Source organism: Pseudomonas sp. NFACC08-1 (assembly GCF_900106735.1).
Classification (GTDB): Bacteria; Pseudomonadota; Gammaproteobacteria; order Pseudomonadales; family Pseudomonadaceae; genus Aquipseudomonas; species Aquipseudomonas fluorescens_Q.
On sequence record NZ_FNNL01000002.1, the window covers coordinates 365,210 to 378,541 of the forward strand.

At 61.5% G+C, this 13,332-nt stretch carries 11 protein-coding genes and 1 pseudogene; 5 read left to right on the plus strand and 7 right to left on the minus strand.

Annotated elements, in window-relative coordinates; genetic code table 11:
- Window positions 1-10: 10 nt before the first annotated feature.
- On the minus strand, window positions 11-1,192 hold the full coding sequence (locus tag BLU76_RS05370) for a fumarylacetoacetate hydrolase family protein (protein WP_092221780.1): 1,182 nt from the start codon (window positions 1,190-1,192) through the stop codon (window positions 11-13).
- 113 nt (window positions 1,193-1,305) lie between these two features.
- On the opposite strand from BLU76_RS05370, the gene BLU76_RS05375 reads away from it, so the two are divergent.
- The 4 genes from BLU76_RS05375 to BLU76_RS05390 all read left to right on the plus strand — a co-directional run bounded on the left by BLU76_RS05375 (window position 1,306) and on the right by BLU76_RS05390 (window position 5,598).
- Window positions 1,306-2,244 carry a LysR family transcriptional regulator gene (locus BLU76_RS05375; protein ID WP_063321685.1) on the plus strand — a complete coding sequence of 313 codons (939 nt, stop codon included), beginning with the start codon at window positions 1,306-1,308 and terminating at the stop codon, window positions 2,242-2,244.
- 354 nt (window positions 2,245-2,598) lie between these two features.
- Window positions 2,599-3,981, plus strand: a complete 1,383-nt coding sequence (locus BLU76_RS05380; protein ID WP_092221783.1) for an MFS transporter — start codon at window positions 2,599-2,601, stop codon at window positions 3,979-3,981.
- On the plus strand, window positions 3,978-4,718 hold the full coding sequence (locus tag BLU76_RS05385; RefSeq protein ID WP_092221785.1) for an SDR family oxidoreductase: 741 nt from the start codon (window positions 3,978-3,980) through the stop codon (window positions 4,716-4,718). Before BLU76_RS05380 ends, BLU76_RS05385 begins: the two co-directional genes overlap by 4 nt.
- A gap of 31 nt (window positions 4,719-4,749) precedes the next feature.
- Window positions 4,750-5,598: an ureidoglycolate lyase gene (locus tag BLU76_RS05390; protein WP_092221787.1), complete on the plus strand. Its 849-nt coding sequence runs from the start codon at window positions 4,750-4,752 to the stop codon at window positions 5,596-5,598.
- Window positions 5,599-5,730: 132 nt separating this feature from the next.
- On the opposite strand, the gene BLU76_RS05395 is transcribed toward BLU76_RS05390, so the two are convergent.
- The 3 genes and pseudogenes from BLU76_RS05395 to BLU76_RS30455 form a co-directional block, all read right to left on the minus strand.
- Complete coding sequence (locus BLU76_RS05395) at window positions 5,731-8,826, minus strand: efflux RND transporter permease subunit (RefSeq protein ID WP_092221789.1); 3,096 nt, start codon at window positions 8,824-8,826, stop codon at window positions 5,731-5,733.
- 3 nt (window positions 8,827-8,829) lie between these two features.
- Entirely contained in the window at window positions 8,830-9,999 is a 1,170-nt protein-coding gene (locus tag BLU76_RS05400; protein WP_092221790.1) for an efflux RND transporter periplasmic adaptor subunit, read from the minus strand.
- A gap of 116 nt (window positions 10,000-10,115) precedes the next feature.
- Window positions 10,116-10,226 (minus strand): annotated as a pseudogene (locus tag BLU76_RS30455) (rhizopine-binding protein); the annotation flags it as partial.
- Window positions 10,227-10,244: 18 nt separating this feature from the next.
- Here BLU76_RS30455 and BLU76_RS05405 point away from each other — a divergent pair.
- A complete protein-coding gene (locus BLU76_RS05405) occupies window positions 10,245-10,493 on the plus strand; it encodes a hypothetical protein (RefSeq protein WP_063321679.1) in 249 nt (82 codons plus the stop codon).
- Window positions 10,494-10,571: 78 nt separating this feature from the next.
- Here the strand turns inward: BLU76_RS05405 and BLU76_RS05410 are convergent, their stop codons facing one another.
- From BLU76_RS05410 to BLU76_RS05415, 3 genes are all read right to left on the minus strand, one after another.
- Window positions 10,572-11,807: a DUF2599 domain-containing protein gene (locus BLU76_RS05410; protein WP_092221791.1), complete on the minus strand. Its 1,236-nt coding sequence runs from the start codon at window positions 11,805-11,807 to the stop codon at window positions 10,572-10,574.
- A gap of 141 nt (window positions 11,808-11,948) precedes the next feature.
- A complete protein-coding gene (locus BLU76_RS31450; protein ID WP_170867276.1) occupies window positions 11,949-12,119 on the minus strand; it encodes a hypothetical protein in 171 nt (56 codons plus the stop codon).
- 155 nt (window positions 12,120-12,274) lie between these two features.
- The gene (locus BLU76_RS05415; RefSeq protein WP_092221793.1) at window positions 12,275-13,291 is read right to left on the minus strand and encodes an NADP-dependent oxidoreductase; all 1,017 of its coding nucleotides are present in this window, start codon (window positions 13,289-13,291) and stop codon (window positions 12,275-12,277) included.
- Window positions 13,292-13,332 lie beyond the last annotated feature (41 nt).

Sequence of the window (13,332 nt, forward strand, 5' to 3'; positions counted from 1 at the left end):
TCCTGGCGTTTTAGCGGTCCAGCAGTCCTCGGGCGGCAAGGTTACGCAGCAAGGCGCTGACACCAAAGGTCCAGGGGGCGGCATCGCAGCTGTAGGTCACCTGGTTATGCAGGCTTCCGAGCAACGGACTGCTGATGCTGACCACATCACCGCGTTTGTGGGTGAAACCGCTGCCGGCATGATCGCGGTCTTCGGTGGGGGCGAACAGGGTACCGAGAAACAGCACAAAACCATCCGGGTATTGGTGATTGGCGTTGAGTGTCTGGCCTGCCAGGTCCTGCGGGTCGCGGCTGATCTGGTTCATGGAGCTGGAGCCGTGCAGGCGGTAGCCATCCTCGCCGTGTACCTGAAGATCGACCACGCACTCCCTGACATCATCCAGGCTGAAGTGTTCGTCAAACAGGCGAATGAACGGCCCGATGGCGCAGGAGGCGTTGTTGTCCTTGGCCTTACTCAGCAACAGTGCGCTGCGGCCTTCGAAATCCCGCAGGTTGACGTCGTTGCCCAGGCTGGCGCCGAGGATCTGGCCCCGGCTGTTCACGGCCAGCACCACTTCGGGCTCCGGGTTGTTCCATTGCGAGCCGGGGTGAATGCCGATGCGGCTGCCGCTGCCCACGGCGGCCAGGACCGGTGCCTTGGTGAAGATCTCTGCATCCGGGCCGATGCCGACCTCCAGGTACTGCGACCACATGCCCTGTTCGATAAGCAAGGCTTTGAGGCGCATGGCTTGCTCGGAGCCCGGCACGATCGTGCGCAGGTTATCGCCGATCACGCTGTGGACGGTGGCGCGTACGGCTTCGGCCTTCGCGGCATCGCCGCCGGCCTGTTCCTCGATCACACGCTCGATCATGCTGGCGGCGAAGGTCACGCCGGCGGCCTTGATCACTTGCAAGTCCAGGGGCGGCAACAGCGACGGTTTGCTCGGGTCGGCATTTGGGCCGGTGTTGGCCAGCAGGGCTTCGACACTGGCGATGAAGGTGCCGGGCGTCTGTCGCACGGCGGCCAGCGGCGATTCTGTTTCCAGCAGATCACTCAATGTCGCAAAACGATCCGAGAGATCGAATACACCGTCGCTGCGCAACGCAATGGGCGAAGGCCCGGCGATTCGGCCTGGCACCCAGGCACGACCAATCAGGGTTCCGGCCACACCATCGACCGGCAGGGTATTCTCGGGAGTAAGCAGTAGCGACATGGCAAGTCTTCCTGTTCGTAAAGCCTTCACGCTAGGGTGGCCGCTCGATAAACTCCAATGAGATATATTCAGTATTTGATAACGTCGGGTTATCGCCGGCCTGAGGAATAGCCATGTCAGATCTGTCCTTCTCCAGCTTCTGTGGCTGGCTCAAATTCCGCCACTTGCTGCTGATCGACACCTTGGGGCGCACCCGCAACATGCACCTGGCGGCGCAGCAGATGAACCTCAGCCAGCCGGCCATCAGCAAGATGCTCAAGGAAATCGAAAGCCTGCTCGGCTTTGCGCTGTTCGAACGGCTGCCACGGAGCATGCCGCCTACAGCTTTGGGCGAACACGTACTGCGGTATGCGCAGATTGCCTTGAATGATGCGCGCTCGTTCGTCGAGCAAATCAGCAGCTTGCGCGAGGGTGGTCACGGCTTTCTCAAGGTCGGCGGAATCTTTGCCGCCACTGCGGTGGCTTTGCCCGAGGCGATCTTGCAGATCAAGCAGCGCTGGCCGTTGCTGTCGATTGAAGTGGTGGAGCAGACCAGTAACCACCTGATGGAGATGCTTGAAGAGAAGACGCTCGACCTGGCGGTGGCCCGTTTTACCGATCAAAGCCAGCAGCAGCGCTATGACTTCCAGCCGTTGGCCCCGGAGCCGTTCTGCATCGTGGTCAACTATCGCCATCCGTTGGCCGGCGCGGGCCCGGTCTCCTTGCAGCAGTTGGTGGACTTGCCATGGATTCTCTACCCCGTCGGCACGCCGATTCGCGCACGCATGGAGCTGGCGTTCGCCGAGGCCGGGGTGGGAATGCCACGCAACACCATCGACACCATTTCCATGCAGACCTTCCTCCAGGTGCTGCAACGCGGGCCCATGATCGGCATGCTGCCCCATGCGATGGTCGATCCGCTGCTCGAAAGCGGCCAGCTCAAGACCCTCGACACCCCGCTGCACCTGGTGCCGCAGGACTACGGCATTCTCACGCGCAAGGATGAGCCGTTGGTAGGCGCAGCGCTGGAGTTCGCCGAGATTCTCAAGGACAACGCCCGCCAGATGATTTGAAGACGCAATCGAAACTGTTTGGTCCGGGGACATGGTTAGCCTGTGGCGAGGGGATTTATCCCCGTTGGACTGCGCAGCAGTCCTAAACTCGGCCCCGCCTTCTGTCAGGTTGATTTCACGTTGAGCTTTTTGGGGCTGCTGCGCAGCCCAGCGGGGATAAATCCCCTCGCCACAAGTCATGCGCCTTGACTTAAATCCTCGTCCGGATTTCTAGAACCTTGATAACGGGCGGTTATCGACTAATCCAAAAATGCCATTGGGAAAGAATCGATCCCCGACAGTAGAGTCCTCGTTCAATCGCCGGATGATTCGCTCATTCGACGTGACCCAATAAAAACAATCAGGGGTTACCTCATGCAAACCATCTCCGAGCAGTTGCCCGCGCAGGCTCCCGCCTGCGAATTGGATTTCGAAGACCGGACCTACCGCAAGGTGGTCTGGCGGATCCTGCCCGTGTTGCTGTTGTGCTACATGGCGGCGTACCTCGATCGGGTGAACATCGGGTTCGCCAAGCTCGACATGCTCAACGAGCTGCAGTTCAGCAACACGGTGTATGCCTTGGGCGCCAGTATGTTTTTCTGGGGCTATTTCCTCTTCGAAGTCCCCAGCAACCTGTTGCTGCATCGCTTTGGCGCGCGGTTCTGGATTGCCCGGATCATGCTGTCCTGGGCGGTGATCTCCATGGCCGTGGCCTACACCGTGCCGCTGGCAGGTTTGTTCCACATCGAATCGAGCAGCATGTTCTATGTGTTGCGCTTCTTGTTGGGCATCTGTGAAGCGGGCTTTTTCCCCGGCGTGATCCTGTACCTCAACTACTGGTTCCCGACCCACCGGCAGAGCCGGGTGATGTCCGGGTTCCTGCTGGCATTGCCGGTCAGCCTGACCCTGGGCGGCATACTCTCCGGCTGGCTGATGAACAGCATGCAAGGGGTGCATGGCTTGTCTGGCTGGCAATGGATGTTGCTGATCGAAGGCATTCCTTCGATCATCATGGCGTTCGTGGTGATCGTCTGCCTGGCCGACAACATCGACAAAGCCAAATGGCTGTCTGTCGCGGAAAAAGCCCTGCTCAAGGCCAACCTGCAAACCGACAACCAGGGCAAGGCCACGCGCTTGAGTGAAGTGTTCTTCAACCCTCGGGTGTGGTTGCTGGTGTTGATCCTGCTGACCTTCAACACCGGCTTCTATGGCCTGGCGTTCTGGATGCCGTCGATCATCAAGAGCACCGGTATCACCAACAGCTTGTACATCGGTTTGCTGACCGCCATTCCTTACTCGGTGGCAGTGGTGGCGATGCTGCTCAACGCCCGGCACTCCAACCGCACCGGTGAGCGGCGCCTGCACGCGGCAATCCCGGCGTTCATTGGCGGAGCCGGCCTGATCCTCAGTGCGTTCTTCGCCGACAACCTGGTGTTGTCCGTGCTCTTTCTCAGTGTTTCCGCTTCCGGGATCCTCAGCCTGATGCCGATTTTCTGGACCCTGCCGGGCACCGTGCTGTCGGGGGTCGCCGCCGCAGCCGGCATCGGCATGATCAACGCCATCGGCAACCTGTCGGGCTTCACCGGTTCGATGATCACCGCTGTGGCGGAAACCCTCACGGGCAACATCAACAACGGCACCTATGTACTGGCCTTGTGTCTTTTGGTCAGTGGTGGACTGATCCTGGCCATTCCCGCCTCGATGCTCGGCAGGACACCCAAGCACGCCACCACGGCAGCGCAACTGGAGACCGCATGAACCTACAAAACAAGCGCGCACTGGTCACGGCAGCGGGGCAGGGCATTGGCTTGGCCAGCGCCGTTGCCTTCGCCCGGGCCGGTGCCGAGGTGTTCGCCACTGACATCGATATCCAGGCGCTGGCGGGGATCGAAGGGATCACCGCCATGCCCCTGGACGTCACGTCGCCCTCTGCCATCAGCGCCGCCTGTGAACGCATCGGTGGGCTCGACGTGTTGTTCAACTGCGCAGGCTACGTGCACAGCGGCAACATACTGCAATGCGATGAAGCGGCCTGGGCACGTTCGATGGACCTCAATGTCACGGCCATGTACCGGATGATCCATGCGTTCCTGCCGGGCATGCTGGCCCGTGGCGGCGGTTCGATCATCAACATGTCGTCGGTGGCCTCCAGCGTCAAGGGCGTGCCCAATCGCTTCGCCTATGCCACCAGCAAGGCCGCAGTCGTGGGCCTGACCAAGGCTGTCGCCATCGACTTCGTCAACCAGGGCATCCGCTGCAACGCGATCTGCCCAGGCACCGTGGATTCACCCTCGTTGCGTCAGCGCATCGCTGACCAGGCCGCGCAGCAGGGCGTGGATGAGGCGCAGGTCTACCGGCAATTTCTCGACCGCCAGCCCATGGGCCGCATCGGCCACACTGAAGAGATCGCGCAGTTGGCGTTGTACCTGGGCAGCGATGCGTCCGCCTACACCACGGGTGCCATCCACATCATCGACGGTGGCATGAGCATCTGAACCCCGGTCTTCACTTGAGCAGGAGCACGACATGAAACTATTGCGCTACGGCGAAAAAGGTTCGGAAAAACCCGGGCTGTTGGATGCCGACAATCAGATCCGTGACCTCTCGGCCCATGTGCCGGATATCGCCGGGCAGGCCCTCGGCCCGGACAGCCTGGCAGCGCTCGCCACCCTCGACCCGCGCAGCCTGCCGCTCGTGGCCGGCCAGCCGCGCATCGGTGCCTGTGTCGGGCAGGTCGGCAAATTCATCTGCGTCGGCCTGAACTACGCCGACCATGCGGCCGAGTCGAACATGGAGGTGCCGAAAGAGCCGATCATCTTCAACAAATGGACCAGTGCCATCTGCGGGCCGAACGACGACATCCAGATCCCGCGCGGCTCGCTCAAGACCGATTGGGAAGTCGAGCTGGGCGTGGTCATCGGTAAAGGCGGACGCTACATCGACGAAGCCAATGCCATGGAGCATGTCGCCGGCTACTGTGTCATCAACGATGTGTCCGAGCGCGAGTGGCAACTGGAGCGTGGCGGCACCTGGGACAAGGGCAAAGGCTTTGACACCTTCGGCCCCCTTGGGCCGTGGCTGGTGACGCGGGACGAAATCGCCGACCCGCATACGCTGGACCTGTGGCTGGAGGTCGACGGACACCGCTATCAGAACGGCAATACCCGTACGCTGATCTTCAGCGTGCCGCAACTGATTGCCTACCTGAGCCGGTGCATGAGCCTGCAACCCGGGGATGTGATCTCCACCGGCACGCCGCCCGGCGTCGGCTTGGGCATCAAGCCCAACCCGGTGTTCCTGCGGCCGGGCCAGACCATGCGCCTGGGGATCCAGGGCTTGGGCGAACAGCGTCAGGTCACGGTGCAGGCGGACTGAGGGCTGGGCCCGCTGTCATCTTCGCGAGCAGGGTCGCTCCCACAGTGGATCTTCGACAGGCACACAACTCATGTGCCCCACAGGCTCCTGTGGGGGCGGGCTTGCTCGCGATAGCGGTGCTCCGGCCTGGCCTCACTTGGGTTCAACACGCCTGACACGCTTCATCACCACCACAAAAAACACCGGCACGAACACCACCGCCAGCGTGGCGGTGATCATCCCGCCGATCACTCCGGTACCGATGGCCTGCTGGCTCGCCGAGCTGGCGCCCGTGGCAATCGCCAGCGGGACCACCCCAAGGATGAAGGCCAGCGAGGTCATGATGATCGGCCGCAGGCGCAGGCGTGCAGCCTGTAGCGTGGCGTCGATCAGGTCGTGACCTTCGTCGTACAGGCTCTTGGCGAACTCGATGATCAGGATCGCGTTTTTCGCCGACAGGCCGATGATGGTGATCAGCCCGATCTTGAAAAACACATCGTTAGGCATGCCGCGCAACGACACGGCCAATACCGCGCCGAGCACACCCAGCGGCACCACCAGCAACACCGAGGTCGGGATCGACCAGCTCTCGTACAGCGCCGCCAGGCACAGGAACACTACCAGCAGCGACAGGCCCAACAGAATGGGTGCCTGGCTGCCGGACAGGCGTTCCTGCAAGGACAACCCGGTCCATTCCTGGCCCAGGCCCGTCGGCCCCAGGGCCACCAGCCGTTCGATTTCGGCCATGGCTTGTCCGGTGCTGTAGCCCGGTGCCGGTTCGCCGGAAATGCTCACCGCCGGATAACCGTTATAGCGGGTCAATTGCGCCGGCCCCTGGGTCCAGCGGGCCTGGACGAATGCCGACAACGGGACCATTTTTCCGCTGTTGTTGCGCACGTGGATTTTCAGCAGATCCTCGACCTGGCTGCGTTGGTCGCCCTCGGCCTGGACCACCACCCGCTGCATTCGCCCCTGGTTGGGAAAGTCGTTGATGTAGGCCGAACCCACTGCCGTGGACAACACGCTGCCGACGTCGGCAAAGGAAATGCCCAGGGCATTGGCCTGCTTGCGGTCGACTTCCAATTGCACCTGCGGCGCCTCCGCCAGGGCGCTTTCACGCACATTCATCAGCATCGGGCTTTTGTCGGCGGCGGCGAGCAATTCGCTGCGGGACTGCATCAAGGTGGCATGGCCGAGGCCACCACGGTCCTGTAAACGGAACTCGAAACCGCTGGAAGTGCCCAGGCCGTCCACCGGCGGCGGCAGCACCGAGAACGCCATGGCATCCTTGATTTGACCCAGGGCCAGGTTGGCGCGGTCGGCGATGGACGCCGCCGAATCCTCGGCGCCGCGTTGCGACCAGTCCTTGAGGGTGGTGAAGGCCAGGGCCGCATTCTGGCCGCTGCCGGAAAAGCTGAAACCGAGAATGATCGTGCTGTCACCGACCCCCGGTTCGCCGGCATTGTGGGCTTCGATCTGCTCCACCACCTGCACCGTACGATTCTTGCTGGCACCCGGTGGCAGCTGGATGTCGGTGATGGTGTAGCCCTGGTCTTCCACCGGCAGGAACGAGGAGGGCAGGCGGCTGAACAGCACGCCCATGCCCACCAGCAACACGCCGTAGATCAGCAGATAACGGCCGCTGCGTTTTACCGCATAGGCCACCCAACCTTGATAGCGCTCGCCGAATCGGTCGAAACCACGGTTGAACATGCCGAAGAATCCAGTCTTGGCGTGGTGATCACCTTTGGCGACCGGTTTGAGCAAGGTTGCACAAAGCGCCGGGGTCAAGGTCAGGGCGAGAAAGGCCGAGAACAGGATCGATGTCGCCATCGACAACGAGAACTGCTGGTAGATCACCCCCACCGAGCCCTGCATGAACGCCATCGGAATGAACACCGCCACCAGCACCAGGGTGATGCCGATGATCGCCCCGGTGATTTGCCCCATGGCCTTGCGTGTGGCCTCCTTGGGCGACAAGCCTTCCCGGGCCATGATCCGCTCGACGTTCTCCACCACCACGATGGCATCGTCCACCAGGATGCCGATGGCCAGCACCATGCCGAACATCGTCAGCACGTTGATCGAGAACCCCAGCGCGAGCATCGTCGCGAAGGTGCCCATCAGCGCCACCGGCACCACCAATGTCGGGATCAGGGTGTAGCGGATGTTCTGCAGGAACAGGAACATCACCGCGAACACCAGCAACATCGCCTCGCCGAGGGTGTAGATCACCTTGGTGATCGAGACCTTGACGAACGGCGACGTGTCGTAGGGAATCTTGTATTCCACGCCGGCCGGGAAGTAGCGCGACAGCTCGTCCATCTTGTTGCGCACCAGGGTCGCGGTGTTCAAGGCGTTGGCGCCCGGAGACAGTTGCACGGCCACGGCAGTGGACGGCTTGCCGTTCAGGCGCGTGGAAAACTGGTATTCCTGGCTGCCGATTTCTACCCGTGCCACGTCGGCGATGCGCACCGTCGAGCCATCGGGGTTGGCCTTGAGCACTATGTCGGCGAACTCTTGCGGTGTGTTGAGCTGGCCTTTGACGACGATGGTCGCGGTGATTTCCTGGGTGTTGCGGCTCGGCAAATCGCCCAGGCTACCGGCCGATACCTGGGCGTTCTGCGCCACGATGGCTGCGTTTACGTCGGCCGGAGTCAGGTTGAAGCCCACCAGTTTCTGCGGGTCGATCCAGATCCGCATGGCCCGTTCGGCCCCGTACAACTGGGCCTTGCCGACACCGTCCAGGCGCTTGATCTCGTTCATCACGTTGCGCGCCAGGTAGTCGCTCAGAGCCACGTCGTCGAGCTTGCCATCGCTGGAGGTGAGGGTGATCAGCAGCAGGAAGCCAGCGGAGACTTTGTCCACTTGCAAGCCTTGCTGGGTCACCGCTTGCGGCAGGCGCGACTCCACGGCCTTGAGGCGGTTCTGCACATCGACCTGGGCCAGTTCCGGGTTGGTGCCGGGTTGGAAGGTCGCGGTGATGGTGGCGCTACCCAGGCTGCTCTGGGACTCGAAATACAGCAGGTTGTCGGCGCCGTTGAGTTCTTCCTCGATCAGGCTGACCACGCTTTCGTCCACGGTTTGCGCCGAAGCACCCGGGTAGACGGTGTAGATCTCGATTTGGGGCGGGGCCACGACCGGGTATTGCGCCACCGGCAGTTGCGGGATGGCCAGGATACCGGCCAACAGGATGAACAGCGCGACCACCCAGGCGAACACCGGACGGTCGATGAAGAACTGCGGCATGGCTTAGTGTCCTGCCTGTGGCCCGGGAACCTGGGCGAGGGGAAGTGGGGTGTCATCGACCTGGACCTGCTCACCGGGACGGGCGTGTTGCAGGCCTTCGATGACGATGCGGTCGCCGGGTTTCAAACCTTGCGTGACGACCCAGCGATCGTTTTGCGCGGCGCCCAGTTGCACAGGTTGCTGGCTGACCTTCTGTTCGGCGTCCAGCATCAGCACCTGGGCAACCCCGGCGCTGTCTCGCAGGACGGCCCGTTGCGGCACAGTGATGCCCTGGCTGTTGACCGCCTGTTCCAGGCGCACGCGAATGAAGCTGCCGGGCAGCAGGTCCAGGTCGGGGTTGGGAAATTCGCTGCGCAGGGTGATCTGGCCGGTGCTCGGGTCGACGCTGAGGTCGGTGAACAGCAATTTGCCGGGCAGCGGATAGGGGCTGCCATCGTCCTGAATCAACGTGGCCTTGGCCTGGTCCTGGCCGACCGCTTGCAAGAGCCCTGCGCGAAAGGCGCGGCGCAGGTCGTTGAGTTCGCGGGTCGATTGCGTGAGGTCGGCGTGGATCGGGTCCAGTTGCTGGATCAGCGCCAACGGCGTGCTTTCGTTCTGCCCGACCAAGGCACCTTCCGTCACCAGGGCGCGACCGATACGTCCGGAAATCGGCGCGGTCACCGTGGCGTACCCCAGGTTCAGTTTCGCCCGTTCCACCGCGGCCTTGCTGGCAGCGACATCGGCGGCGGTCTGGCGCACGCTGGCCCGGGCGTTGTCGTAATCCTGGCCACTGATCGCTTTGTCATCGATCAACTGGGCGTAACGTTGTGCCTGCAAACGGGCCTGGAACGCATTGGCTTCGGCCTTGCGCAACGCCGCCTCGGCACTGTCCAGGTCGGCCTTGAATGGCGCTGGATCGATGCGAAACAGCAGCTCGCCCTGTTTGACGTCGCGGCCTTCACGAAACACCTGTTGCAAGACTACCCCGGCCACCCGCGCCCGCACTTCGGCTACCCGCGGCGCGGCGATCCGGCCACTCAGCTCGTTGCTGATCGACAGTGGCCGGGCCTGAACGGTTTCGATACGCACGCTTGCCAGCGGGGAGGAGGCGTCTGGGGTCGAGGCGCTATCACAGCCACTGAGCAGCAGCGCGCCGACCAGCAGGCCCAGTGTGATGAAAGGATTCTTGGACATGGTGCTTCCCCAATAATGAACCCGTCAATGCTACGGACCGGGGTCAATGGCAGGGGTGAAGCTTTGTAGGGGGTGTGTGAAATTGTGTAAGGGGGACTGTCGAGGCGCGCGGCTCACCCGTCCAAACCCACCACCGGAATTTCGCCCTTGGCCTTGCCTGATTGCAGCAGGGCCATGGCAGCACCGATGGCCATTTCGTCATTATTGGCGACGATGGCATCCATCAATGGCGCCTGGCGTTCGTCTTGCTGCAGGTATCAACGTTCTATCAAGAAATGGCCAAGGCCATCCGTCTCGCGGCGACGGATTCAAGCTGTTTGAAAGGCGAGCCGGAGATTCTGTTCCTGGAGCACGAATCTCCTCATCAAGTCGCCCAATTGCTGCTTGAACTGGCCATGATCGAGGCGATGGTCGAACATCTTCAGGGCGGGTCGGGCGGTGGCACTCAGGTGCACTTGTTGCCCTTTGAAATAGTGACGGTCGAAAGTCTCTAAGCGAGACCTGGCCAACGCCCTGGCACGATGATCCGCCGCTACCTGGGGTATCGGCAGATCTCGTTTGCCGCCTAAGCCTCAGTAAGGATTGCAGTACTGTGCGACAGCCCTGGCCTGGTCGACGTAAGGACGTGCCGGCTCAAGGTTCCACTCGGGCTTGTTCCTGACGGGTTTGCCATCGAAGGTGGCCGCCAGATGACACACTAGTTGCCGGCGGATGGATCCGCCATAGACGCTGTACTGCCGCCATTGCCCGTCGTCTTTGTGCTTGTTGTACAGCTCGGCAAACATCCTGTCGGTCTGGTCATCCTTGATCGCACGGCCGCAGGCCGTGGGCACGACCTGGAGCGACCAGGTATCGGGCCCAAGCTTGGGATCAGGGCGGCGGACCCAAGTGCTGGATTCGATGTAGCGTTCACAGAATTGTTGCGTGGGCGGCGTGGTTCGGGTGCAGGAGAACGTGGCCTTGCTGCCCGGTGTCCTGGGGAAGTCGATCTTGATGATGTTGCGATCCTTGCCGGTCTTGTCTTTGTAGTCCCGTTGGTTGGCCAGGGCATCGTTCAAGCCCCGTTGATCGCTGTAGAAAAACGCCAGGATCGGCAATGCATCGTCTTTCGGGTTCCCCAGGCGCAGTTCGGTCTGGGTTTGAAATTCGCGGGTATTGATGACTTTCCGGGCACCCATGAAGTTTCGAAACGCGTCGACCCGTTCCCGGCTGCTCATGGGGTTGCGCATATTGAATCCACATTGCAACTGGTCTTGCTTCCTGTCGTTGTTGAACCGGGTGAAATGCGCGACCCAGGCATTGGCGTTTAGGATAGGCGGCGCCATGGCCTGGCAGACAGCCTCTGTCTGGGCGGTGTTTTTGTTGTTGCCGCAGCCTCGGTCATCGCGAAAGTCGGTCCAGGCATCGTTCGGAAATGCGCAGTAGATGTGCACCGGGGTTTCCGGTTCGCGTACCTGGTCGATCGGTGTGATGATGTAGCCGTTCTGGGTGCTCATGCCAGGATCTTCATAGCTGATGCCATCGACCCGCATCCAGGAGGCGGCAAAGGTACCCAGTTCTTTCGCTTTCGGGCTCGGGTTCCAGACATCCCATTTCTCGCCCTTCGCCGGGTTGGCGCGGTGGGTGCCCCTGATCAGCAACCCCGAACAATCCGAGGCCGGGTCCTGCCGGCAACTGTCGACGGTGTTGTTATACAAACCTTCCACCCGTTTCAGCGTCTCTTCGCACGACTCGGCACTGGCCGCTGTCGTTTGCCAGAACAACGGGAGGACGAGCAATGGCGTGATCCTTTTCAAACGTGTCTTCATGACATGACTTCCTTGTGTTGGAGCCGGTAGCCGGCGCGGCATTCCATGCCGGGAAAGAGAAAACAGCAGGGTTCGTGATGCCGGCCGGCGGCTTTCATTGAGCCTGTCGCGGGCATTGGCAGTGTTATGGGCGAGGGCGACTCAACGCGAGAGCGAATGGCAACCAGCCGCCGCATCGAGTCCCTGGTGCGCGTCCTTGAGGATGTTGTAGTTGGGGTTGATGCGGGGCTTCAGCGGATCATGCGGCGACTGGGCAGCTACCGTATGGAATGCCAGGGGCAGGTTAAAAAACGCACGAGCAGTTGCGCGCATGTCGACACTCCTTGTCGAACGAGATGGGTGAGTTTCAAGGTAGTCAACCGATTCCCACAGGTCAAATCAGCGCTTTTTCTTCAGGTGGTACCGGCCTGACGCTCCTCATTGCTCAAGCATCAATGTGCGCCAGACTCTGCGGCGCCGATACGCTTTCACTCATCGGCCATTCCCGAGTGGATCTTGATGACGACCTTACCCTTCGATCGTCCTTGTTCGACATAGCTCAGGGCATCGGCTGTCGCGTCGAAGGGGAAGGATCGGTCAAGCACCGGCTTGATGCTGCCGGACTCGACGAGGGTGGTGATCTCCCGCAGCTGAGGACCATTGGCACGCATGTACACGAAGGCGTAGCTCACTCCCTTTCGGTGGGCCTTGCGGCGTATACCGCTGCTCAACAGGCCCATGATCAGTCTCAGCACCCAGGAAAGTCCCTGGGCCTGGGCGAACTGTGGGGTGGGGGGGCCGGAGATGGAAATGAGTTGGCCGCCTGGTTTCAGGATCTTCAGCGATTTCTCCAGCTCATCGGCGCCCAGGCTGTTCAACACGATGTCATAGTCCTGCAGGACGCTGGCGAAATCCTGCTGCTTGTAATCGATGACAACGTCTGCGCCCAGGGCTTTGACCCACGGCACATTGGGGGTGCTGGTGCTGGTCGCAACGAAGGCGCCGAGGTGCTTGGCAAGCTGGATGGCGACGGTGCCGACGCCACCTGAACCGGCCTGGATGAAGACCTTTTGGCCTTTCTTCAGCCGGGCGGTTTCAACCAGTACCTGCCAGGCGGTCAGGGCGACCAAGGGCAGGGCGGCGGCTTCTTCCATGCTGATGTTTGCCGGTTTCACGGCCAGGGCATTTTCGTTCACTGAAATCTGCTCGGCGAAGGTGCCGATGTGCCCGTCCGGGGCGCGGGCATAGACTTCATCGCCCGGCTTGAATTGCTCGACACGGGATCCCACGCGGACCACGACCCCGGCCAAGTCATGACCCAATGCCAAGGGAAAGGAGTAGGGCAGGATCAGCTTGAATTCGCCTTTGCTGATCTTTGAATCCAGCAAGTTGACGCTGGCAGCCTGCACGCGGACCAGAACGTCGTGGTCACCCACGTCAGGGGCCGGTAGCTCGCCGATACGACCACTGTGCTTGCCGTAGCGGTCGATTAAAAATGCTTTCATGGTGCTTTGCTCTTATAAGGGATGCAGTGCAGTGATCACTT